Source organism: Paenibacillus silvestris, from assembly GCF_009882985.1.
Classification (GTDB): Bacteria; Bacillota; Bacilli; order Paenibacillales; family NBRC-103111; genus Paenibacillus_E; species Paenibacillus_E silvestris.
Genome location: NZ_WTUZ01000036.1, coordinates 37,189 through 61,105 on the forward strand (window position 1 = coordinate 37,189; position 23,917 = coordinate 61,105).

14 protein-coding genes are annotated in these 23,917 nt (G+C 47.0%); 1 reads left to right on the plus strand and 13 read right to left on the minus strand.

Annotated elements, in window-relative coordinates; all coding sequences use genetic code 11:
• Positions 1-48: 48 nt before the first annotated feature.
• From GQF01_RS36460 to GQF01_RS27450, 12 genes are all read right to left on the minus strand, one after another.
• Positions 49-1,728, minus strand: a complete 1,680-nt coding sequence (locus GQF01_RS36460; protein ID WP_161410134.1) for a helix-turn-helix domain-containing protein — start codon at positions 1,726-1,728, stop codon at positions 49-51.
• 631 nt (positions 1,729-2,359) lie between these two features.
• Positions 2,360-3,361, minus strand: a complete 1,002-nt coding sequence (locus GQF01_RS27400) for a FecCD family ABC transporter permease (RefSeq protein ID WP_235960547.1) — start codon at positions 3,359-3,361, stop codon at positions 2,360-2,362.
• Entirely contained in the window at positions 3,354-4,325 is a 972-nt protein-coding gene (locus GQF01_RS27405) for a FecCD family ABC transporter permease (RefSeq protein ID WP_161410204.1), read from the minus strand. The genes GQF01_RS27400 and GQF01_RS27405 overlap by 8 nt, the downstream gene beginning before the upstream one ends.
• Positions 4,326-4,362: 37 nt before the next feature.
• A complete protein-coding gene (locus GQF01_RS27410) occupies positions 4,363-6,333 on the minus strand; it encodes an AraC family transcriptional regulator (RefSeq protein ID WP_161410136.1) in 1,971 nt (656 codons plus the stop codon).
• Between the two features lie 1,118 nt (positions 6,334-7,451).
• The gene (locus GQF01_RS27415; protein ID WP_161410137.1) at positions 7,452-8,003 is read right to left on the minus strand and encodes a GNAT family N-acetyltransferase; all 552 of its coding nucleotides are present in this window, start codon (positions 8,001-8,003) and stop codon (positions 7,452-7,454) included.
• An 18-nt stretch (positions 8,004-8,021) separates the two neighbouring features.
• Entirely contained in the window at positions 8,022-9,914 is a 1,893-nt protein-coding gene (locus GQF01_RS27420) for a substrate-binding domain-containing protein (protein WP_161410138.1), read from the minus strand.
• A 1-nt stretch (position 9,915) separates the two neighbouring features.
• Positions 9,916-11,121, minus strand: a complete 1,206-nt coding sequence (locus GQF01_RS27425) for a response regulator transcription factor (protein ID WP_161410139.1) — start codon at positions 11,119-11,121, stop codon at positions 9,916-9,918.
• Positions 11,122-11,131: 10 nt separating this feature from the next.
• Positions 11,132-12,916, minus strand: a complete 1,785-nt coding sequence (locus GQF01_RS27430; protein WP_161410140.1) for a sensor histidine kinase — start codon at positions 12,914-12,916, stop codon at positions 11,132-11,134.
• 37 nt (positions 12,917-12,953) lie between these two features.
• Complete coding sequence (gene yjfF, locus GQF01_RS27435) at positions 12,954-13,982, minus strand: galactofuranose ABC transporter, permease protein YjfF (protein WP_145657605.1); 1,029 nt, start codon at positions 13,980-13,982, stop codon at positions 12,954-12,956.
• Positions 13,966-15,006: an ABC transporter permease gene (locus GQF01_RS27440; protein ID WP_202556745.1), complete on the minus strand. Its 1,041-nt coding sequence runs from the start codon at positions 15,004-15,006 to the stop codon at positions 13,966-13,968. The genes yjfF and GQF01_RS27440 overlap by 17 nt, the downstream gene beginning before the upstream one ends.
• A complete protein-coding gene (locus GQF01_RS27445; RefSeq protein WP_161410141.1) occupies positions 14,978-16,513 on the minus strand; it encodes a sugar ABC transporter ATP-binding protein in 1,536 nt (511 codons plus the stop codon). The genes GQF01_RS27440 and GQF01_RS27445 overlap by 29 nt, the downstream gene beginning before the upstream one ends.
• 85 nt (positions 16,514-16,598) lie before the next feature.
• Positions 16,599-17,630 carry an ABC transporter substrate-binding protein gene (locus GQF01_RS27450; protein ID WP_235960554.1) on the minus strand — a complete coding sequence of 344 codons (1,032 nt, stop codon included), beginning with the start codon at positions 17,628-17,630 and terminating at the stop codon, positions 16,599-16,601.
• A 114-nt stretch (positions 17,631-17,744) separates the two neighbouring features.
• Here GQF01_RS27450 and GQF01_RS36720 point away from each other — a divergent pair, with 114 nt between their 5' ends.
• A complete protein-coding gene (locus GQF01_RS36720; RefSeq protein ID WP_268894396.1) occupies positions 17,745-17,879 on the plus strand; it encodes a hypothetical protein in 135 nt (44 codons plus the stop codon).
• Positions 17,880-18,133: 254 nt separating this feature from the next.
• Here the strand turns inward: GQF01_RS36720 and GQF01_RS27455 are convergent, their stop codons facing one another.
• Positions 18,134-23,812 (minus strand): family 43 glycosylhydrolase, encoded by a 5,679-nt coding sequence (locus tag GQF01_RS27455; RefSeq protein WP_161410142.1) that lies wholly within the window; start codon positions 23,810-23,812, stop codon positions 18,134-18,136.
• Positions 23,813-23,917: the final 105 nt, after the last annotated feature.

The following is a 23,917-nucleotide window of genomic DNA, read 5'->3' on the forward strand; positions in this document are numbered from 1 at the left end:
TCATTATAGGAATCTCTACTGCATTCGTCCATGACATATTCATAGATTTTATCCTTGGATTATTTTCATATTAACGGGTGAACTCGTCAGGGAAGCTTCGCTTAACATCGATACCGCCTTCTCCAAAAGCTGCTGTATCGCTTGCGGCGCATAGACCATCCATTCATCCCAATGGAGCATGAAGTACCGCCCCTGCCTAATGGCTGGATGACGCAGCCAAACAGGATCCGTCATAATCTGCTGCGTGAGTTTAGCCGATGCTTGCTTCGTGGAATTCAAGAAGATGACATAATCTGACTCATATTCAGTCATATCCTCTGGCGTAACATTAAGCCAATTGAAGTTCGTACCTTCTCTATGTTGATTAAGCTCATTAGCAATAAGATTAGGAGGAGACAACTGCAAAGATCGATAGAAAACATGCCCCACATTCCTGGCACCATACAATCTCATCTCTGTGTTCATCAAACGGCATATCGCGATAGTTGGGCTTCCGAACGCTTTGTTCACTTGTTTCTTGGCCTGCTCTGCTTTGTAGGCATGACGCTCAATCCATTCTTTGGCCATCTGCCTGCGACCGACAAGATCAGCTATTGCCTCCAAATGATCGAAGACATCCTGCGACGCCCAAGGTACGGAAATGATAGGAGCAATGTCTCCAATATGTTCTCTGGCTTTCAAAACAACGTTCTCTTTGCAGAGAATAAGGCCCGGCTGCGCTTCGAGAAAAGTCTTTCTGCCTATTTCCCAAGATTCCGTAGCGTGAAGCGGCAAAGTCAGAGAAATTGTTTCCGCCGGCAAATACTTTTTGCGGTGAAATTGCGCTGCACTAGGAACAATGCCTAAAGTCAGCAAGTGGTCTGTATACGGGTACGATAGCGAAACGATATTCGTTAGCGGATCATTCGCGTACTGCGTGGGGGCATATCCGGAATTTTCTTTGAAGCGACGGCTAAAATAAAACTCATCACGATACCCTACGCGTCCGCTCAAATCTCGAATCTGCGGTGTAGAGACAAGCAGAATTTCCTTCGCCTTATTCATCCGTACTTGCGTGAGAAATTCAATCGGTGATTTATTCATTTTTTGCTTAAAACGCTGCGAATAATAAGCCGGATGCATGCCTGCGATCTCAGCAAGCTTATCCAGATTAATGTCGGTATGGTAAGCATCCTGCATGTACTGAATCGTAAGCTGCAGCGAGGCATCAGCATCTTTCGGTGTCGCAATGGAAGGCGGCTGATCCTTCAGAATCAGCTCCACCAAGGCGTACAAATACTGCTGCCGCAGGTGTTCCCTTACACTCGAAGCGCCGCATGCGGAGGCAAGCAGCTGCATTTTTCGCTGAAAAAGAAGCAAATCCGTCTGCAGATTTCCATGTATGGGAAAATGAAGCTCCCTGTCATAAACTTTACGTGATTGCGTATTTTCCTTGATTCGAAACAGATCAAATTCTAGTTGGTAGATCATACTATTCGCATTGCCTGACAAATTCAAGGCTTGGACATTCATGCCTGGAAGAAGCATGATGAGCGTTTTGCCATGTATCGGAATTTCAATCTGATTCATTAGCAGCTGACCTCTCATCTTCACAAAAAAGAGCATCGTGTGATGGGAAATTTCCTCTGCCGTTCGTTTCCACTCGGCTATATCCGTTATAACTTCAAGCTTGACCAGCTCAAGCAATGTTCCTTCCAAATACACATCGTGGTCCGTTTCACGATTCACGCCGAATCCCTCCCGTGCAAGTGATAACCATTCTCACAATAATATACCACAAAACGCAGCGCTTCGCTGATGTATAAAACTTCCATTAACATCCGTTTGCCTATGCGCGTAGGCTTTCGTGAATAAAAAAACCTAGCCTACTTCTACTTCTACTTCTCTTACTACTTCATTTTTTATTTCTCCTTCCATACTATCCTGCTCTTATATGTCTCCACTCACCTTGCCTCTCTACTGTACCCTACCTTTTCTGAGAACTTAAACCGCTAGAAGTTAGCGTACTTCCAGTTCTCATTGGACGAAATCCACTGAGAACGCCATTCAGACATGTTAATTCTACTTTTCGTTGGATGAAATCCAACAAGGGCGGCTAAAATGGCGCTGAACCCCCTTAAAATTCAACTCTCTGTTGGATTTTGTCCAATGAGAATGGCATTTAAGCGTCGAAAACCACTTATTCATTGGAAATCATCCAATGAGCCTGACTCTCCTCAGTTGCCTCTCCCCCTCAAAATTTGAAAAAATCAAAAGAAACCGCCAAGGAAATCCTGGCGATTCTTCTGGGTAGAACAACATTGCTCTGATGCGAGTATGGACGCTACAGCCTTACGGGTTGGCGGAAATCAGCCCATTATTAACCAACCCGTTTACGTTTGAACAATAAGTAAAGGAAGAACGGGGCTCCAATCCCCGCCGTGAATACCCCAGCCGGTATATCAAGCGGCATAAACAGCATGCGCCCGGCCAAATCAGCCAGCAGCAGCAGAATCGCGCCCGTCAAAGCCGCAACGGGAATGACTAGCGAATACGAATTGCCTACGAGCCTGCGGGCGATATGCGGGGCCATGAGGCCGAGGAACGAAATCATCCCCGCCACCCCAACAGCCGCACCTGCGAGTGCTACGCTAAAGAGCAGCACCATGACTCGGGTGAACTGAAGGCGGCTGCCAAGTCCCAATGCCGTCGCTTCGCCCAAAGTCTGAATCGTCAGTTCCTTTGCATACAGGAGGGAAAGCGGGATAAAGACGGCAATCCATGGAGTAATAACCTGCACATACTTCCAACTTGTCCCGTAGATGCTGCCTGTCATCCAGTTCAACACTTGAGCCGCTAAGTAAGCCGGTCCGCTAATGAGCAGAAACATGGTTAGGGCTCCCATCGCTGCGGAGAGACCAATGCCGATGAGCACCAGCCGGTAGGTGGATACTCCCTTTTTCCAGGCAAGGGTATAATTAATCAGGACCGCGAGCAGCGCTCCCACCATCGCAACAACCGGAACCCAGTGAATGCTGTAGCCAGTGAACAGCGTCATGAAAGCAACAGCCGCAGCCGATGCGCCCCCCGTGAAGCCCAGAATGTCCGGTGAAGCAAGCGGGTTGCGAATCACCCCCTGCAGTAAGCATCCGGATACGGCCAGCGCCGCCCCGATCAGAATTGCAGCAAGGATTCGCGGTAAGCGAAAATTCATGAGAATTAGGTTTGAGCTGCCTTGGTTCTGTCCGATTAACGAACGGAACACTTCCTTCATCGGGATGCCTACACTGCCGATAGAGAGGCACAACATCGAAAGCACGATCATCGCGAGAAATAAACTGCTGATGATCAGAATCGATCTTCGTGAGCGTGTTTTAATCATTAGCCTTCCTCCTTGCTGCATGGATCAGGAAGGGTACGCCCAGCATCGCCATCGCGATCCCAACGGGGACCTCTTTCGGCATCAAGACGAAACGCGCAGCAAGATCCGCCGCTACCAGCAGCACAGCTCCACTTAATGCGCAGCATGGCAGCAGCCAGCGGTGATCCTGGCCAATCAATGCCCGGCACAGGTGCGGCACAATCAGTCCGACGAACGCGATCGGACCCGCAGCCGCGACCGAACTACCGGCGAGCAGCACAACGGCAAGTGAAGATAGCAACCTTACGAGCGTCACCCGCTGACCCAGACCCCGGGCACTTTCCTCACCTAGCATCATAATATTGAGAGAGCCGGCTAACAGAAACGCGAGACCTAAGCCAATCGCCATATAGGGGGCTACGGACAGCAAATGGTCCAATTTCCTCCCGGAAACGGACCCAATCATCCAGAACAAAGCCGCATCTAGCGACTGCTTGTTAATCAAAATCAAACCTGATGTGATCGAGGAAGCAAAAGCCCCCATCGCCGCGCCTGCCAGCGTAAGCTTGACGGGCTCGAACCAGCTGTCACGCATCGCCATCGCATAGACGCAGACCGAAACGAAGAGCGCGCCGGCAAAAGCGATCCAAATCATGGTATTCATCGTAAGAGCTGATCCATAAAGGACCAGCCCGATGACGATGAATAAAGAAGCGCCGGCATTAATGCCGAAGATCGAAGGTGACGCCAGCGGATTTCGCGTCAACACCTGCATGACGGCGCCTGCTACTGCAAGTGACGCGCCTACTGCTGCTGCAACTAAAACCCGCGGTACCCGGGTTGTTCGAAGAATTAACTGCTCGTTAGAGCCATCGAAATGCCTGTAACTCGTCCATAAATCGCCGAGCCCGAATAGATGCTCCCCGAGTAAAACGCTCGCTACAGCAAGCACGAGCAGAAACACAGCTCCCGCCGTCAATCCCATTATCTTTCTCTTGTAGGTGTCGAGAAAAGCAGCTTTGTTATTTGACATCGAAGTATTTAATCAATTCGTCGAGCAGTAGGTTGGCTGCTTTGTACCCGCCTGCCGAGTTCCAAATTCCTTCATCTACTTGGATCACTTTATTCGTTTTCGTTACGTTCAAGTTTTTGAATAACGGATCATTCTGCCATTCCTTCACCACATTCGCTCCATCTGTCTTCCCTTTTGCTTCCGTGACAAAATAGAACAGGACATCTCCATCCATTTTGGCGATATTCTCTTTATTCAAGACTTCAATGAAGGACTCCTTGTCCTGTGACTCAGGACGTGCGATGCCCAACTGGTTAAGCAGTACGCCGGCAAATGTCTGTTTCTGGTAAATACGCACTTGCGACGCGGAGAAACGCACCAGCGAAACCTTCGTAGCTGCCTTGCTGCCAAGCTTCCCTTTCACTTCCACTACACGCTTGTCGAAAGCAGCCATCGCTTTCTCGCCTTCATCCTTCTTATTTACTGCCTCTGAGTACAGCTTGAAATTGACTTTCCAATCCCCTACCAAGTCAGCTGCGAACACCGTAGGCGCAATTTGCTTCAGTTGATCGTAAATTTTCTCCTGCCTTACTTTGTTCCCGATAATCAAGTCCGGTTTCAAGCTGGCAATCAGTTCAAGATTCGGCTGCAATTCATCTCCAACTACCGTTACGTTCTGCATATCGTTCTTGATATGGTCGTACCAAGGCTCGCCAAGCCAAGACATAACGGCGCCTACTGGTTTGACACCGACGGCGAGCAGCGCTTCCGTACCCTCATTCGTCAGGATAACGACACGTGATGGCGTCCCTTTAATCGTCGTCTCTCCCATCGCGTGCTTAATGACCCGAGGAGCATCAGCTTCCTTATTTGTTGCGGGGGCTGTCGTGCTATTAGCACTCGGAATTGGCGTCACGCCACTTGTTGTGGTTGGTGATGGCGCCCCTCCCGTTGAACATGCGCTGAGTAACAATGTGAAACAGATAACGACCATGGCAGTCATCCAGGCTCTTGATTTCTTAACCATTTGTGAATCTCCCTCTCCCCTGTTTTGATAATGATTCTCACAACCATTCCTACTATAGCGTCTAAGCCCACCGGCCACAATGGGATATCTCGACAGGAAGAATGGATTATTTCGACGCCATTCCCAGGCGTACAATTCTTTGAATCTTGTGGGAGAGACACCTTCTTGCTTTTTGAATATCCGGCTAAAATAGTAACTGTCCGTGTAACCGACACTCTCCGAAATCTCTTTCAGCGTTTTGTCTGTATACACGAGAAGCTCCTTAGCCTTGCCCAGCCTTAGTCCAATTAAATACTCAATGGGGCTTGTATCCATTTGATTTTTAAATAAACGAAGCAGTTGTCTTGTTGTACATTCCAGTGTATCCGCCAACTCTTCCAGCGTCACCGCTTCCTGATAGTGCTCCTCCATATAATAGACGGCTTGGCTGACGAGATCGGGATGGATGACGTCGATCCCTTGTTCGTGCAGCTGCTCAACTAGCTCATACAGTAATTGATAAAATAGCGTCTTCACCTTTAATTTATCTAGTGGACTCGGTGCCTGCCAGATGTGATACATGTGCTCCAGCTTCTGCATCCAAGAAATCGGGTACTTCGGTGACAAGCTATAGCGCAGCTGGAATGGATTCTCGCGTTCCATCATATTGACTAGCTCCAATCGACTCGGAAGCGGCAAAGTCGCCTTGTACAGCACCATAAAATATTCCAACTGCTCCATAGCCGTAATGTCGAGGCGTATTCCTTTCCCTACATGGAGGACATGAAATCGTTTCATGCGGCTTTCGACTCCGTCTATGTGCAGCAGGGCATTGCCGCTGGTGACATAGAGGAAAGCACTTGTCGGCAAGCGATAACCGCGCATCACTTCACCAGGCTCCAACAGCATGCGGCGAACGTCCATCACTCGGATGAGAACGTGATTCCACAACACGGTATGGTCGCTAATTCTCATTAATCAGTCATTCCTTTCTTTCTATCAGTCTTCGATAAAACTATTTTATCATAATTGAAAATAATTCTCATTATCAATTGAGTGAGGCGTTGTGGCGTTGCGCTTGGATGTTGTACTTAAACGTACTCTTTGGATGTTGGACTTAGACGTGCTGTTTAGATGTTGCACTTGGACGTACTCTTTGGATCTTGTACTTAGATGTACTCTTTAGATGATGTACTTGGATGTACTGTTTGGATGTTGTAGTTAGATTTACTCTTTAGATGTTGTGCTTATGTTGTGCTTTGATGTACTGCTTTGATGTACTGCTTAGATGTTGTACTTGAGAGTCATATTGGGTTACCACATTGTATTGATGCGTTTGGAATCGTATTCGGGCGCCGCATTTGGAAATCGGCTTTCTAATTTCCCTTCCTCCCTTGCATCCGCTAAGTGATCACTTAGCGGAACTGCAGTCCTCTATTTCGAGGACATGGTGCAATTTCCGCGAAGGAGCGGAACTACAGGGTCTTATCCGACCTCCATGACAGCTATTCCGGTCGAAATCGGCGAAATAGCGGACCACAGTTCCGGTTCCACCCGGAAAACAGGCGTTTTCCGAGAAATAACGCCCTGTAGTTCCCACTAAGCCATACAGAGGCTCAATTACCACAAATAGCCCGAGCAAATCAAGCTACTTTACCTACCTTCTACGATGCAACCGTTGTACTCACCATTCTTTTACCTTCAACCTCACCATCTCCTTGCACCTTACCATTCTGCTACCTTCAACCTCACCATAGTGCAAACCTAGTCTGAGAATTCCGCTAAGTCAGTTGATAGAGAAACTGCAGTCCTCTATTTCGAGGACATGGTGCATTTCCTCGAGGGAGCGGGACTACAGGGTCTTATCCGACCTCCGTGACAGCTATTTCGGTATAAATCAGAGAAATAGCGGACCATAGTTCCCTGACCCTCCCCCCACCATATAAAATACGAAAAAAACCTAGCGAAAATCGCTAGGTCCTCAGTTGCCGAGTTCGTAACCTTAAATCGGGAGCACGTAGTACATACGAATGCAGCACAGTTATCTCAGCTCCCAACGTGCCCTCTGGCTGTTTATCTGTCTATTAACAGCTCTAGAGCTTCCAGTTCTCATATTCACCTTTGGTTAAACCAAAGATGAATTCATCAAAATGCTGCCCCATCGTGAACACCATATTCCGTAGCCTTCCCTCTTGGACAAACCCAAGCCCTTCATGCAGCGCCACGGAACCCTCATTAAACGCATAAACATGCGCCGTAACTTTCTGATAGCGCAGCTCTTCGAAATAATACCGCAGCAGTATCCATATCGCGTCTGAAGCATACCCGCTGCGCCAATGTCCACGAAAGATGGCTACGCCATATTTAAAAGTCCCCTGCCGGCGATCACAGCTGCTGGTGCTCATACTCCCAACGAGTTCACCATCCAAGGTTTCTATGGCGAGCATGACATTATCGCTGGCTGACGCATTCGCTGCTTGACCCGCTGCCCAAGCTTGAGTTCCTTCTTCGGATCTCGGAAAATAGATAGCATCGCAGTGCCTGGCACCTTCCGAATCCAAATCATTTTGGTGGAATTTCTCCCAATCCGCAGCCAAAATAGGCCGTAATCGCACTTTTTTACCTGACCACATATAGTTCTGCATCAGACGCTCCGCCTTCGATCAATATTTGCGTGTAGAAACATCCCGTTTAGCGGTTTCCTGAGAGAAAATACTTTCCGCTGTAATAATATTCACCGGAATTTCCTTGCCTGCGACAAGATCCTTAGCTGCTTTGATGATTTGTGGCCCCAGCAAAGGATTGCACTCCACTGACATGTTTAGCTTCCCTGCGAGCATAGCTTGAAAAGCAAGCTTCGTGGCGTCCACGGATATCACGATGACATCTCTGCCTGGCTTCAAGCCCGTCTGCTCAATCGCCTTAATGGCGCCAAGTGCCATATCATCATTATGAGCAAAAACAACCTGCGGTATCGTTCCCTGCTGCAGGACTTTACTCATTAATTGCTGACCGCTTTCCGTCGTGAAATCCCCGACTTCTGAAGCGATGACGCGAAATCCAGCATTCTGTGAGAGCACCTCTTCAAAGCCTTGTCTGCGCTCAATAGCCGGTGCCGATCCTGCCGTTCCTTGCAGTTCCACAATTTTGGTTTCCCCTGACATGGGTTTGTGCTCCACAAGCCATCTAGCAGCTCGCCGTCCCTCTTCAACGAAATCCGAACCAATGAACGTCGTCCATAAGGAGTCATCTTCCAGCTTCACTTTGCGATCCGTCAAAATAACCGGTATGCCAGCTACCTTGGCCTCCGCTAAGACATCGTCCCAGCCTGATTCAACTATCGGAGTGAAGGCAATAACATCAACTTTTTGCTGAATAAAGTTCCGAATAATCTCAATTTGCTTCTCTTGACTGCCCTCGGCATTTTGCATGATAAGTTCAATGCCAAGGTCTTGAACAGCTGCATTCTTGATGGATTCGGTGTTCGCTGCCCGCCAGCTGCTTTCCGAGCCTACGACGGCTACGCCCAGCTTCATCTTTTTCGTGCTGACACTCATGTGAGAAGTAATCTGTTTGAGGCTGGGGTCACTGGCTGCCCCTAACTCTCGGGTATTTTTTTGCGTAATAACGTGACTTGGCAAAATAATCTTTTTGGGAATAACCTTCTCACGGTTAAGAATATCGAGTGCGTATTGAATCGACTCTCTTCCCCCTGTTGGGCTCGTAACTGTTCCACTGAGTACGCCTTGTTTAACTAAATCAAATCCGCCATTCACCGTGTCCAATCCATCAATACCGATAATTTGGACATTGCTGAGCCCCAACGCATCAATCGCCCGATAAGCGCCAAGCGCCATGGCATCACTATGGGCAAATACCAGCTTAATCTCTGGTGAACTTGGTAAAATACGCTTCAACTCGTCCTCTGTCCGATCCCGCTGCCAGTCTCCGACAATCACTTTATCGACCTGAATGGACGGTGATTGAGACAAATAATCGCGGAAACCACGACTCGTTTCTTCAACCGATTTGGAGCTGACGGCACCTTTGATCTCCACGACATCAGCAGAAGCGCCACCAAGCAAGTCTGTTGCAAGTTTACCTGATTTCTTACCAATCGACAGATTATCTGACCCGATAAAAAGGGAATAATCATAGCCGGTAACGCCTCGCCCAAGGACAATAACAGGAATCTCCTTATAGACCTCCGTCACGATCGGTGTCAGCTTCTCTGAGTCATTCAGCGAGATAATGAGAAGATCAATGCCGTACTTCATCAGCTTCTGGACATCGTGGACCTGCTTCTCACTGTTTTCTGCGGCATCGGTAAAAATAAGCTTAACGTTCTTATGTTTTTCGGCTTCTTTGCGAATTTCGTTATTCATAAGCAGCTGCCGAGGTTCATTCAGGTTAGGCTGACTAATGCCAATTAGAAAATCCGGTTCATCTTTTGCCGCTTTAAGGTGCAAGAGGCTTGCGACGAGCATGACCACAACCAGGCCTATCAAGCTAAAGGCAAGCAGCCAAATGTAACCTTTTTTTGAGGGAACCTTCATCCTAGTAGTCTCCACGCTTTCTGTATTCCAGTGGCGATACGCCTGTCATTTTTTTGAAAGTATGACTGAAATAGTGCTGCGATTGGTAGCCGACTTTCTTGGCAATTTCATACATTTTGGAAGTAGGATCATTCAGATATTGAATGGCTTTTTTGATCCGAATGTCGGTAAGGCAATCTACAAACGATTTGCCCAAATCTCTTTTTAACAATTTACTCAAATAGGTAGCATTGACGTTCATCTGTTCCGCCACTTCGGACAAGGATAAATCTTCTTTATAATAGTAGGTTTCCAAATATTTCTTCGTCATCATAACAATCGGGGTCAAAGCGCTTTCACGCATCAGTTCCTGATTCATTTCTTCGTAATGCCTTGGAATTTGTTCAAGCTGTTCAACAACCGAATGCGTAAGCAGCATGCTGACTCCCAAATAAGTCATGACAACCCGTTCAAACTCCTGATAGACAGCACGTATGGAGGTAAGATCGGAAATCTGTGTAAGCGCTGCAATTCGGCCTTTTTCAGCGCTGAAAACGGTGGAAATTGGCAGCTGCGGCAGCATCTCACTTAGAATATTCTTGATGGCAAACTCAAGTAACGACGGGTCCCAAATCTTGTTCGGGGCATTGGCTGTCACTTTGCCGAGCGGCTTCAGAAGCAGCATGCTGATTTTCCCATGAAACTGCGGCTGAAAAAACAGCCATTCTTCCTCGAATTGTTCCTTCGTTAGCTTCCCAGTAATCCATTTGCTAAAAAACTCTTCGCGCATCGTTTCCGCATTGAACTCCAATTTGTTGTTCATCCACTGCGTATGCTTCTGCTCCACTCTATCTTTCATCAGCACTTCGAGCGCTTTGTTTACGGCTGAGCTTAGCTCCATTTTTTGCACTGGCTTAAGCAAATAATCGAAGGCATTGAGCCTGACCGCTTGCTGAGCGTAAGAGAATTCATCATGACCTGAAATGACGATGACCAAGCAATTCGGATTCTGATCATGTAATTTTTCGATCAATTCGAGGCCGTTCATGAAGGGCATGTTGATATCGACAAACATCAGATCAGGACAAGCTGAAGCCGCGATTTCTAACGCTTCTTTGCCATTTTCGGCTTCAGCAACGACCTCAATGCCCATATCTGCCCATGGAAGCGTTTTACATAAACCGTTTCGAATGCGTGGTTCATCGTCTGCAATCATAAGTTTCCACATATTCGTCACCTCATCCTGTCTTTTTCACTACTTGCACCATTGGATGCTTAATCTCGACGGTTGTTCCTTTACCAAGAACGCTATAGATCTGAATTCCGTAAGCGGTACCATAAGTGAGCTGGATACGCTCATTCACATTGAATAAGCCAATTCCGTACTCATCCTCGCGCATTTTCTCGCCACGCAAGATCTGATTGATTTCCTCCAGTTTCTCCGGCGGAATACCAGCCCCATCATCTGTGATTCGAAAACAAATCAGATCTGACTCCTGCTCAGCGCAAATGCTGATTTTCCCCTTGCCTGTTCTTGCCTTAATACCATGGTAAATCGCGTTCTCAATTAAAGGCTGCAGAATAAGTTTAAGTACATGATAGCTGTACAAATGCTCCGGAATATCGAATTTAAAATCTAATTTATCCATATAGCGTGACATTTGAATAATCATATAGCTTTCGGCGTGCTTAACCTCATCCCTAACTGGAATCCACTCGTTTCCTCGATTCAAGCCAATTCGGAAGAGATTCGTAAGCGCTCCGATCACTTCAATAATATCGTCGGCTTCATATTCTTGCGCCATCCACTGGATAGTATCTAGTGTGTTATATAAGAAATGCGGTTTGATCTGGGCTTGAAGAACTTGCAGCTCAGCTTCCCGCTTTTTTTTCTGCTCCATGTAGACCACATTAATTAAATTGTTAATTTCTTCAAGCATATGATTAAAGCTATTGCCGAGCTGCCCGATTTCATCTTTGGTTTCGGAGACGAAACGCTGATTGAGCTCACCATTCTTCACATGACTCATCAAACTCATCAGCTTGCGGATGGGACGAATCAATGTGCCAGTGAAATAAGCGGACAACAGAGACGCTAAAACAATCGTTATGAAGGTAACGATGAGTGTATACAACTGAATATCTGTAATGACTCTCTGGTAGTCATCATTAGGAATAACCCCAATGAATCTCCACTTATTCGTTGCGGAATCATTAAATAAAATACGATAATCGTGCCCTTTAATCTGCTGCGTCAGACTTCCTTGTGAACCGTCCGGCAGCCACTTGCCTTGTATGCGATATACGATATCATTGGTTGGCGCGTACACAATATTGCCCTTATGATCCAATATGTACATAAATCCGGATTTGCCGAGCTTCACATTTTCGAAGATGGATTTAATCATATCCATTCTTAAATCCATAAGAACGACCCCCAGCACTTCTTCGGTTTGGGGATCTACAACTGCATGTACGAGCGATAATACATCGTAAGAACTGTAATTCTGGGACGTAGAAACGTTACGTCCTATTGGATTACTAATAATCATCGTTTCACTAGGTGCTTTGAGCGCATCCTGAAACCACGTCTCCTCGACCAACGAGTCGCGTGTAATTCGAAACATATCATGCGATGTAAATATACCACTTTTATTAACTAACATAATACCCATAATTTCTTTGTTGCGCTCTGTGTACATGGACAACGTCTTATCGATCCGTGCAACCTCATCTTTGGAAGGTTCTTGCCCCTTCATTTGCATGAATTTCGCGACTTCTGGATCCTGGCTTATGTAGTGTTGAACATCCTTAAGATGATCTATGTAATAGTCTACATTACTTTCTACTTGATGAATCATTTGAAGCGTGCTTTGATCTGCTTGATTCTCGGAGTAACTGCTGTAGGTTCGAATGCCCCAAAAGCTCAGCGTAAGAATCGAAATAAGAATAATTAAGAGAAAGATGCAGTTAAGCTTAAAACGAATGCTGCGGTCATGCCACCAACGAAGATATGCCCTCACTGCGATCCTCCTCTTAATTGATATGGTTCTTATAATATCACAATTGAACGACGTTTTGGACGGTACTTTTCGATTTTTTGGGCGTATGCGGATTCCGCTTTCTTTCCCTTCTCGACACGATAGCACGCTGCAAGGCGATGAAGGCAAATAAGAGGAAGCCAATGACGATTTTAGTCCACCAGGAGCTTAGAGACCCTTGAAACATAATCATTGTTTGAATAACGCCAGCACTTAATACACCAAGCATGGGCCCAACAAAATAACCAAATCCGCCTGTAAGCAGGATGCCGCCGATGACACAGGCTGCAATTGCGTCCATCTCGCCTCCCATCAAATGAAGACCATAGCCGGACAGCATGTAGAAGGTAAACACGATACCGCTTAATGCCGAGCAAAATCCGCTAAGCGTATAAACCGCCAATTTGGTTACATACACAGGAAGACCCATTAATTCCGCAGATTTCTCATTCCCGCCAATAGCATAAACATTTCTGCCAAACGCCGTATATCTTGAAACATACACGGCTGCAGCAACGGTGACTAACGCGATGACGACCCCGATCGATATCGTTCCATCCCCTGGCAGCGGAATTCTGAAATTGGATATAGCGCTGTATATGGGATTATCAATCACGATACTCTCGGGACTTATCAAAAAGCACGTACCACGTGCCAAGAACATTCCCCCAAGAGTGACAATCCAAGGATGAATATGGAAACGGCAAATCAGGTAACCTTGCAATAATCCGAATATCGTACCGAGCAGCAGTACACTTGGCATGACAACGAATGGATGAATACCAGCTCTTAACATGACGGCGGAAAGCACACTGACCAAAGCGATTAGGGAAGCAACCGAAAGATCGATACCCCCTGTCACAATTACAAAAGCGAGGCCCGTCGCAACAATAATAAGAAACGCGTTATCAACAAACAAATTTAGAAATACTTGCATGGAGAAAAAGCTGTCAAACATCGCGGAGCCTGTTCCATATAACGAGATAAACAAGAGAATCGTGGCAAGAATAGTGATGTTTGAGGATGTAATTTTAAGCGGCATTTTCATGAACAAGCACCTTCTTTCCCGTTTTTCTGCTAAATGTACGACTGAACATGTCTCTCAAAACGTCCGATTGGACTAGGCTGACAAGGATGATAACAACTGCTTTGACAACCATGACAGATTCCGATGGCACGCCTAGCGTGTAAATGGTGGTCGTTAGGGTTTGAATGAATAGAGCACCTAACACGGTACCGCCTAAGTAGAAACGTCCGCCACGCATCGAAGTCCCACCGATAACAACGGCTAGGATCGCATCAAGTTCGAACCATAAACCGGCATTGTTGGAATCAGCTCCTGTAATGTTCGAGCTAACAATAATACCTGCAAGCGCTGCGCAGAATCCACAAATAATATAAACAGACATCATAATGCGAGTGGAATTAATGCCAGCGAACTCACTGGATACGCGGTTGGATCCAACGGATTCCAGGAATAATCCAAACGCCGTTTTCCGAGTAACGATATGCAAAACAACGAAAACAATGACAGCCAAAATGACGGCAAATGGCAACCCAAGCAAATAGCCTCCACCTACAAAGCGATATGCTTTATCGGAAATGGTAATGATCTTTCCGCCGGAGATTAGCTGTGCGATGCCTCGCCCTACGGTTAACAAGATAAGTGTGGCGATCATCGGTTGTATCTTTAATTTAGCTACGAGCAAGCCATTCCAGTACCCACACAGAACGCCGATTCCGAGCCCTGCCAATAAGGCTAGTGCGAACGGAACATGCTTCTGCAACAAGAATGCAGCTAGAGAAGCGGCTATCGCGAGCACGGAACCTACGGAGATATCGATTCCTTCTTTGGCAATAACAAGCGTCATACCCAGTGCAATGATGAGGATCGGTGTCCCCCTGTTTAAAATATCGATCAAACTTCCAAATAAATGGCCATCTTGGATCCGAATATTGAAAAACCCTGGGGTAAATAGGGCATTAAATAGCAGGATGATGGCGATCCCTAATGAGGGCCAAAACAATTTGGAGCGAATCGCATTATGAAACATGCTCTTTAGCTTTGTCATTTGTGTACCCTCCCTCTGCAATCATCTGCATAATTCGTTGTTCACCGATTTCGTTCCCATTCAGCTCACCAATGATTTGGCGATCCCGCAAGACCAGAATGCGGTCGCAGCAGCCAACCATCTCTTCCCATTCCGATGTGATCATGAGAATCGTCATTCCTTCGGCAGCAAGCGATAAAATTAATTTGCGAATTTCCGCTTTGGAGCCTACGTCAATACCGCGAGTCGGCTCATCCAGGATGAGGAGCTTCGGTTCTGTCGCTAACCACCTCGCCAAAATCGCCTTCTGCTGATTCCCACCGCTGAGTTGATCGATTCTTTGCTCCATGCTCGAAGCCTTAATGCTCAGCAGCTTCATGTAATACTCTGCTATTTCCTGCTGCTTGCGAAGGGACAAGTTATGCAGGATTCCGCGTTTGGCTTGCAGCGCGAGCACGATATTTTCCCGAACCGTCAATTCCCCGATAATGCCTTCAACCTTGCGCTCTTCCGGACAGAAGGCTAAGCCATATTCGATCGCTTTCTTTGGAAACATGGTGCGGATCTTATCATTATCGATCGTCATTGCACCTTCATCCGCCTTATCGATACCAAAAATCAACTTCGCAATTTCCGTACGCCCGGATCCGAGTAAACCTGCAAGTCCTAAAACCTCTCCTTTGCGAACCGTTATATCGAATGGCTCTATCGAGCCTCGACGTCCTAATTGTTTGGCTGACACCCACACCTCGCCTTTTTTCATTCCGACAATCTTGCTTTGCTGCTCTTCGTCATTCCATTCACGGCCAATCATCTTAGAAATCAGATTAATTCTCGGCAGTTCTTCCGTTAAATACTCGCCTACTAGCTCACCGTTTCTCAGCACGGTAATGCGATCGGATACCTCATAAACCTGATCCATGAAGTGTGTAACGAATACGATCGCCATGCCCTCGTCCTTCAATTTCCTCATAATTCGGAAGAGCTCCTTGACTTCCTGCTGATCAAGACTGGAAGTCGGTTCATCCAAAATAAGCAGCCCCGATGAAATATCTACAGCCCGAGCAATCGCCACCATCTGCTGGATCGCTACGGAGAACTCGGAAAGCGGCTTGGTTACGTCGAGCTGGATGCTCAACCGTTCCAGAAGCTCTTCCGCTTTACTATTCAAGGCGTTCCAGTCGATGCTTCCTCCGCGCTTCCGTGGTTGGCGGCCGATGAATAAATTCTCCGAAACGGATAAATTCGGACATAAATTCACTTCCTGGTAGACCGTACTGATGCCTAATGCCTGCGCATCTTTTGGCGATTTGATGTGCACTTCCTGACCATTCAAGGTGACGATGCCTTGGTCCATCTCATGCACACCTGTCAAAACTTTAATCAAGGTGGATTTCCCTGCGCCATTCTGTCCCATCAAAGCATGAATTTCTCCTCTTTTAAGCTGAAAATCCACATTCGTTAAAGCTTTGACACCAGGGAAAAATTTACTTACGCCAGTCATCGTTAATACAGGTTGCTGTTGCATTCCTCTCCACTCCTTTATTCATTCTTGGATGAACGAAATCAAGAGCTCCGATTGACTCTTGATTTCGTTTAGATCTCTATTTATCTTAGTACTTACGATTTGGCAGAGCGTCAATTGCTTTTTGACCTGTGAATACATCTTCATTGGATTTAATCCATTTTGGAACTTGTTTCCCTGCTTTCAGATCTTTGGCTGCTTGGAACAATTGTGGTCCGAGAAGCGGGTTACACTCAACAACCGTATTCAGCTTCCCTGCTTTTACAGCTTCGAAAGCTTCTTTGATACCGTCAATGGAAACGATTTTCACGTCTGTACCTGGTTTTTTACCAGCTTCTTCAATCGCTTGAATGGCTCCAAGTGCCATATCGTCGTTATGAGCGTATACGCCTTGAATGTCTTTACCTTCTGGGGATTTCAAGATCGCTTCCATCACTTGTTTACCCGTTGCACGGTTGAAATCACCGCTTTGCGATTTCACGATTTTAATGTTCGGGTGATTTTTCATTTCGTCGTCGAAGCCTTTTTTACGATCAGTCGCAGCGCTCGCACCCACTGTCCCTTCCAGCTCAACGATATTTCCTTTGTCTCCAAGGTGCTGAGCCATTGCTTTTGCAGCATTTTGACCTTCTACGATAAAGTCTGATCCAATGAAGCTTGTGTATAGATCTTCGTTCTTTTTGTCGATGCCACGGTCAACCAGGATAACTGGAATTTTGGCATCCTTCGCTTCTTTCAGAACAGCTTCCCAGCCCGTTTCTACAACTGGAGCCATAGCGATTACATCAACCTTTTGGGCGATAAAAGAGCGAATGGCTTTAATTTGGTTTTCTTGCTTTTGCTGTGCATCAGAGAATTTCAAGTCGATTGTAGGATCAGCTTTTGCTGTGTCTTGGATAGATTGCGTTTCCGCACCGCGCCAGCCGCTCTCAGCTCCGATTTGGGAGAAACCAACCGTAATTTTACCGTCTCCAGCTTTAGCTGCTTCTGCCGCCTTCGTAGCTTGAGGTGCTGTTGAAGCTGCTGTCGTTTCTGTTGTTTTAGCCCCGCAGCCTGCGACCAGAGTCATAATGACTGATGCGGTTACAAGTGCCCCCATGATTCTTTTTCTTTGTACCATTTGTGTTCCTCCTCAAAATAATTATTTACAACCTTAGTGTAATATTTAACGTTGTAAAGGTCTTTACACGCAAAAGTCATTTTTTGCTTTATTCCGTCATACTGGATGGAAATTGTGAAAAAGGGATTGGACTACTCTATGGCTGCCGGTGCTGGCGGTTTGCGCGTGAGGAAATTGGGGGATTCACAGCTGCTGACACGAGACGGCCTTTGGGGCTCTCTCGGCAGGGATTGCGGGAGCGATGCATAATTTAAGCTTGTTTTACAACGTTAACGAGATATGATTGAGCGTAGCAGCTACGTTAGCGTTGTAAAACAACGTTACAGCGTGTTTTCGCGTGGAAAGAAGCCGCGATTTAATCGGATTAAACAAGTGAACTGACGGACCACAGTTCCTTCCCCCGAACTCAAGCTGCGATTGGGGCGAACGCGAACCCTAGCTAGTGCCGCTCACTACCCCGCCAAACAAAAAGTCCGGCCAAATGAATGGCCGGACTTAAGCGCTTATTGCATGATCGCTCTTGCAACAATGACAAGATCTGCAATATCTACTTTGTTATCCTTGTTGATATCCGCTTGCTTCCCTACAGCGTCCCAATCCGCGTCGCCTTGCTTCATGCCATACGAAGCTGCAACGATCGCTAAATCGCCTACGCTAAAGCCACCCGAATTCAGATCAGCATTGATCTTCTTCGCTTCAAAGGCAGTAACCGCCTCTGCCAGCCTGTCAATCGCAGCAATCAGCTGCTCCTCCGTTGAGGCGCTATTGCTTGCAACAAGCGCTGCTTCATCAATGGCTGCTTGCAGGGCAGCTTTGGCCCCTGCCGCATAGAAGCCATGCTGCGCATCTTCTACGGCTTGGTCATGCTTCGTTTGAGCCGAAGCGATAGCTGCCAATAAAGCCGCTTTGTGTCCTGTTGGATTCGCTGGCTCCTTAAGCTCGAGAATAAGCCTATCGATCTCTGCAAAGTTCGTCTTTTTAGTCAACTTTATCGTATTTAACCCTTGATTCAACGTTACCGTTATGGAAGACGGATTGTAACGTCCCCACCCGAATTGTTTGTAGTCAATAACTTGATTAGCTCCATTGTTGACAGAAACATCGTGCTGGGAAATGACCGTACCTCCCGTTCCGTTGGAGGCCATGACCGTCATGGCATAAGTACCCGCTTCTTCTACATTGACGTTAAATAAGATATAGTCGCTGCCAGCTGTGTCCACATAACCGACCACTTTGCCGCCAGAAGCGTCATCGGAATTGTTGATTCTCGCGTTACCGCCAAGAACAGCATCCTCAGCCTCATAGCTGAACAAGGAGATAGACGGTGTGCCAGACGGCTCTTGAACCAATGCGCCATAGGCTGCCGGTGTACCAAAGTTTGGCGTACCATCCTGGTTCCAAGTGAACTTCTGAGCACGGATGGTGCGATTCCCCCAGCTTCCGCCAGACTTAAGATCCGCATGGTAAACGATCCAATCTTCCGTCCCATCCGGTGACTTCGTAAAGGTGTTATGTCCAGGACCGTATGCCCCTGGAGCTTTGCTGAACACAGGACCCGACTTTGTCCAAGACGCTGGATTCAGCACATCTCCATCCGTGTTCGTCAACATACCTAACGTATAGTCATCCGTCCAGCTGCCGCTTGCTGAATAGACGATGAAGATTTTATCCTCTTTCATCAAGATTTCCGGACCTTCATTAATGCTTGGCGGCGTCCCTATCAGCTCCCAAGTTTGATCAGGCGTAGACACCAGCACTCTAGGGCCGCTAATCGTCCAAGGATTGCTCATTGGGGCGATATATAAATTTTGACTTACATTGGTGTCGCCTGCCCAACCCGACCACACGAAGTACATGGAATTGTCGCTTTTCGTTAAGACCGTGCCGTCAATAGCCCATTTGTCTGTGGCATCTGCAATCTTTCCTTTCATCGTATAAGTCCCTTGCGCATCTTGCGTATCGCCTTCAACTACATACATCCGGTGGTTATTATTGTTGCCATCATCTGCAGCGAAATAGATGTACCATTTGCCATTCAAATACAGAATTTCAGGCGCCCATAACTCCTTCGAAAACATTTGTCCAGATGGTGGTGTATAGACCGTTACACGAGGCGCAATCCCAATATCCTGAAGGCGTCTGGCTTTCGCCACTTGAATCGAACCGTCATTCTCGGATTTTACATAATAGTAGTAGCCATCCTTAAATACAACGCTTGGATCTGCCGCACCCGCACCGCTTGAGACAGGTACGATTGGATTTTTGAAAGCACCGCTATCCGTAACTGTCACGACTGCCGAAGCTTTCACGCCTCCTGCTGCTGTAACCGTAATGATGGCTGTTCCTCTATTAATCCCTTTCACATTTCCGTTGCTATCCACTCTTGCCGTACCTGTGTGGCTGGAGCTCCATGTTAGCTGCTGACTAGAAGCGTCTTCAGGCGCGATTGTAGCCGTCAGTTTCTTCGATTCGTCCACCTTGACAGATAACGATGCTGCATCCAAAGTAACAGACTGCACGCTTTTCCCTGAATACACAGGCGTTAAGGCTTGTTTGTTTAAATTGGCATGAGACCATTTCACATGTAGACTTGCATCGCCTGTTGCATGCACATACTCGACTTTAACCGGATATTGTTGTCCGGCTGTCAATGTAATTGTTCCGGTTTTCTCTTCTCTTGTACCGCTTGTTTTATTAACAACCAGTGTCTCGCCAATCCACACTCTAGCGATGTTGTCACTATCGACGTAGATAGTGTGCGTTCCCGTATTCTCAGGCTGCAAAGTTCCCATCCATCGTGTAGAGAAATGATCTTCGCCGATACCGACGGTTGGATCAGAAGCTCCTGTCCCCTTCTCGTTCCCAAGGTCAAAATCAATTTTTGGCGTGATGGAAGTTTTGGCTAACGACGTGAATTGATCATCTTTGTAATAGTTCACGTTAAATAACGGCAGCGTTTCGAAAGCAGCGCCAGTCAACGCCTTAATATCGTTCACGTCCCAAGGATGTCCATCTGGATACGCAATCCCATGGAAAGGCATAGCCGGCTCCGATGTTAGTGGATTCGTGTCTGAGCCCCAAGGGAAACGTGTGTTATCCCGGCCAATACCGAACTCCCACATGACGTAGCCAATCCCTTTATTGCCATAGTGTTCCACAATGCCTGGAACGGTTTGCGTTGATCGGTTCATCGCTTCATCCGCAAGAATTCCCTTGCTTACACCATAAGGAGTTGGGTAGTCCGACTCATAAGGATGCCAAGTAATGAAGTCTGAAGTCGCTTCACCGCTAAATTGGCCGGCAGTTGAAGACACCGGGTGCACGGTATCGATTTCTTTGATCCAAATCCGCGCATCGTTCATAATCTGCTTCGTCATTTGATCCATAAGGCCGCTCTCGCCATTGCTTGGTTCATTATAGATGTTCCAGAAGGCAATTCTCGGATCATTCTTGTGCGCAGTTACGATGCCTTGCACGTACGCTTTCAAATCTTGTTTGTTAGCCGCATAGTCGGCTTTCACGGCATCACCCGGACCTTCCACCCAACGGCTGTTATGCGCACCGTATCTAGGTGCCGGTTGAGGTCCCATAACCGGAAAGTCATCCCAGCAATCGTCGAAGAAAGCGAGCTCAACCTTGATGCCGTGTTTATCGGCAAGGGCCAGGAAATCCTCTAGATTAGCAAGCAGCTTCGCGCTGTTATCTTTCCACAACAAGTTATGCACGAATACCCGCACAAAATTGATGCCATACATTTCCGCGTATCCTAATTCACGATCGTTAATCTCATGATCGTACTCATTCCATTGCTGAATCTGATTCACAACATTTGTTGGCACGAAAACTGCGCCTTTTACCCAAGACCAATCATAGGTCGGCTGCTGAACCTCGCCCAAGTCTTTGACATACAGATTATCATAGCTGGTCGCCACATAGTGCGCTCTGACACCAATAGCGCCAGTCGTGTAGGACGTATCTACCGCACTTACGATATGTTCACCATCGATATAGATGTCGATATGGCTGCCTACTGCCGTCACCTTCATGTGATAGGCTCTATTTTGCTGGATTGGGTACAAAATGGAGGCAAGTTCTTTCCAGTTGTTGTTGAATTTGCCCAATTGAATGCGCCCATTAGACGTGATGCCGGCAAAATAACCTTTTAAATTATCTCCGCCATTGCTAGGATCTGTAACGCGGAAGATTAAACCCGCATTATCGTTATTCACGCCGTCTTTCATGGTTATGTCTGCTTCGTATTCAAAATTGCTGAACGAAGTGCCATCCGCCACGGATTTGAAGCCAGGACCTTTATCCGTTATTTGATAGGCTTTGCCGGAGACATTCCACGTGCCTTGGTAAGTCTTCCAGCCGCTGGCATTATCATCGTTAAAATCATCCGAGAAAGTCCGGCTGACTAACGTAAACGTCGCGCTTTGCACCGCTGAGTCGAGCATACCGCTTTTGGCTGCATAAGCATTCACCGTTGTTGTCGCCGTCAAAGTAATAGGTCCACTGTAGACAGGTGATGCAGCTGTAGGGGAACTGCCATCCAAAGTGAAGTGTATATCAGCACCTGTTGTCGAGCTCGTCAATGTGACGATCTGTGTATCGGGAAAAGTACCTGATGCTGGATTAATGACCGGCGCTGCAACTGGCAGCAAGACTGTCGTCAACCGCTTCAAAGAGACATTGTCATATGTAACCGCTTTATCGTCATTCCATGCTCTGAGCCCCACCGTACCTGATGCATACGTTGCGTCTGTGAAATCAAAGGCAAGCTTCTCATTCACATAAATGTAAAAGCGAGTTCCGATACCGATCACTTTCAGATGGTTATAAGCATTCGGGTTGACACCGCTCACAACTGTTGAAGCGATTGGCGTCCAGGTGCCAGATGTACCTGCTGTGCTCATTTTGCCGACTTCAAGCTTTCCGGCAGCGTTCATACCTGCGTAGTACGCATTTACTTTATCTACCCCATCAGCAGGTGCCGTTGCTCGGAAAATGACGCCGCTATTATTAGCGACCGCATCCTGCGGGTTCACATCCACTTCAAATACAAAATCTTGATAAACCGCATCTACGACGGACTTCGCACCTCTTGGATTCACAGCCAAGTAGCTGTAGACGCCTTGTGTTACTGACCAAGATGTCGGCGTGCCAACTGCCGCTCCCATATAATTCGTCCAGCCATCCGCAACCCCATCGTTAAAATCATCCGTGAATACTTGCTCACTCTCTGCGATGATATAAGAGGACGTAACCACATCCGAGACCATTTCCCCTGCTTTTTCGGCATAGGCTTTAAGAATCGTGTCGGATGTTACCCCGATAGGTGATGTATAGACAGGTGAAGCAGCATTCGGCAGCGTCCCGTCAAGTGTGTACCGAATCGTCGCACCTACTGTCGCCGAAGTGATTGCAACGTGCTGCGACGTAGCATAAACGCCTGATGTTACACTGAATTCAGGTGCAGCCGTCGCCTCAGCACTATACGCTTTGGCTTCAAGATTATCGAAGGTCGCCCCACCCCACCAAGTTCGAAGACCAATCGAACCGGAGGACGTAATCTGCTTACCGTCATTATCGATAAAATCAATCTTCGGTGTATGCATATCCTCAACAAAGATTTGAATGTGATTGCCTACCGCGACTACTTTCATATGACCGCTCGCATAAGGATACGATACTTTCTGTAATTCCTTATATTCATTGCCGCCTGCCCCAGTTACTCTGGAAAGCATAATGGTCTTGTCCACTCGTAAAGCAGCGAAGTAGCCATTATAACCATCCGGGACGTTACCCGTTGGCGTTGTGACTCGGAACAATAGCCCGGATTGATCATCATTGCTCCCCGCAACTTGGAGATCCGCTTCATAAACCAAATCCTTGAAGCTCGTGCTTCCAACTACCGTCTTTAGACCCGGTGCTCCACTTGATTTATACTGCTTAGCTGCGTTGACCGTCCAAGTGCCTCTATTCCCCGCATCCGCTGACCCATAGGTTGTCCAGCCATCTGCATTGCCATCGTTAAAATCCTCTCTAAATACAGGCAATGGATCTCCTGCTGCCGCCGAAACGGAAGCAACAGGCAGATACGAAACGGCCATACACAAAAGCAGCATATACGCCCATACTTGTCGAATCTGTTTGTGTTGAAAAGCAAATACTCTGTTCAAACGAAATCCTCCCCCTTAAATCGCCTATGTAACCATGCTGTGGTTATCTTAATAATGAAGGACAAAGCACTTTTTGTATTTAGATTATTTGGTTTTCCTTTATAC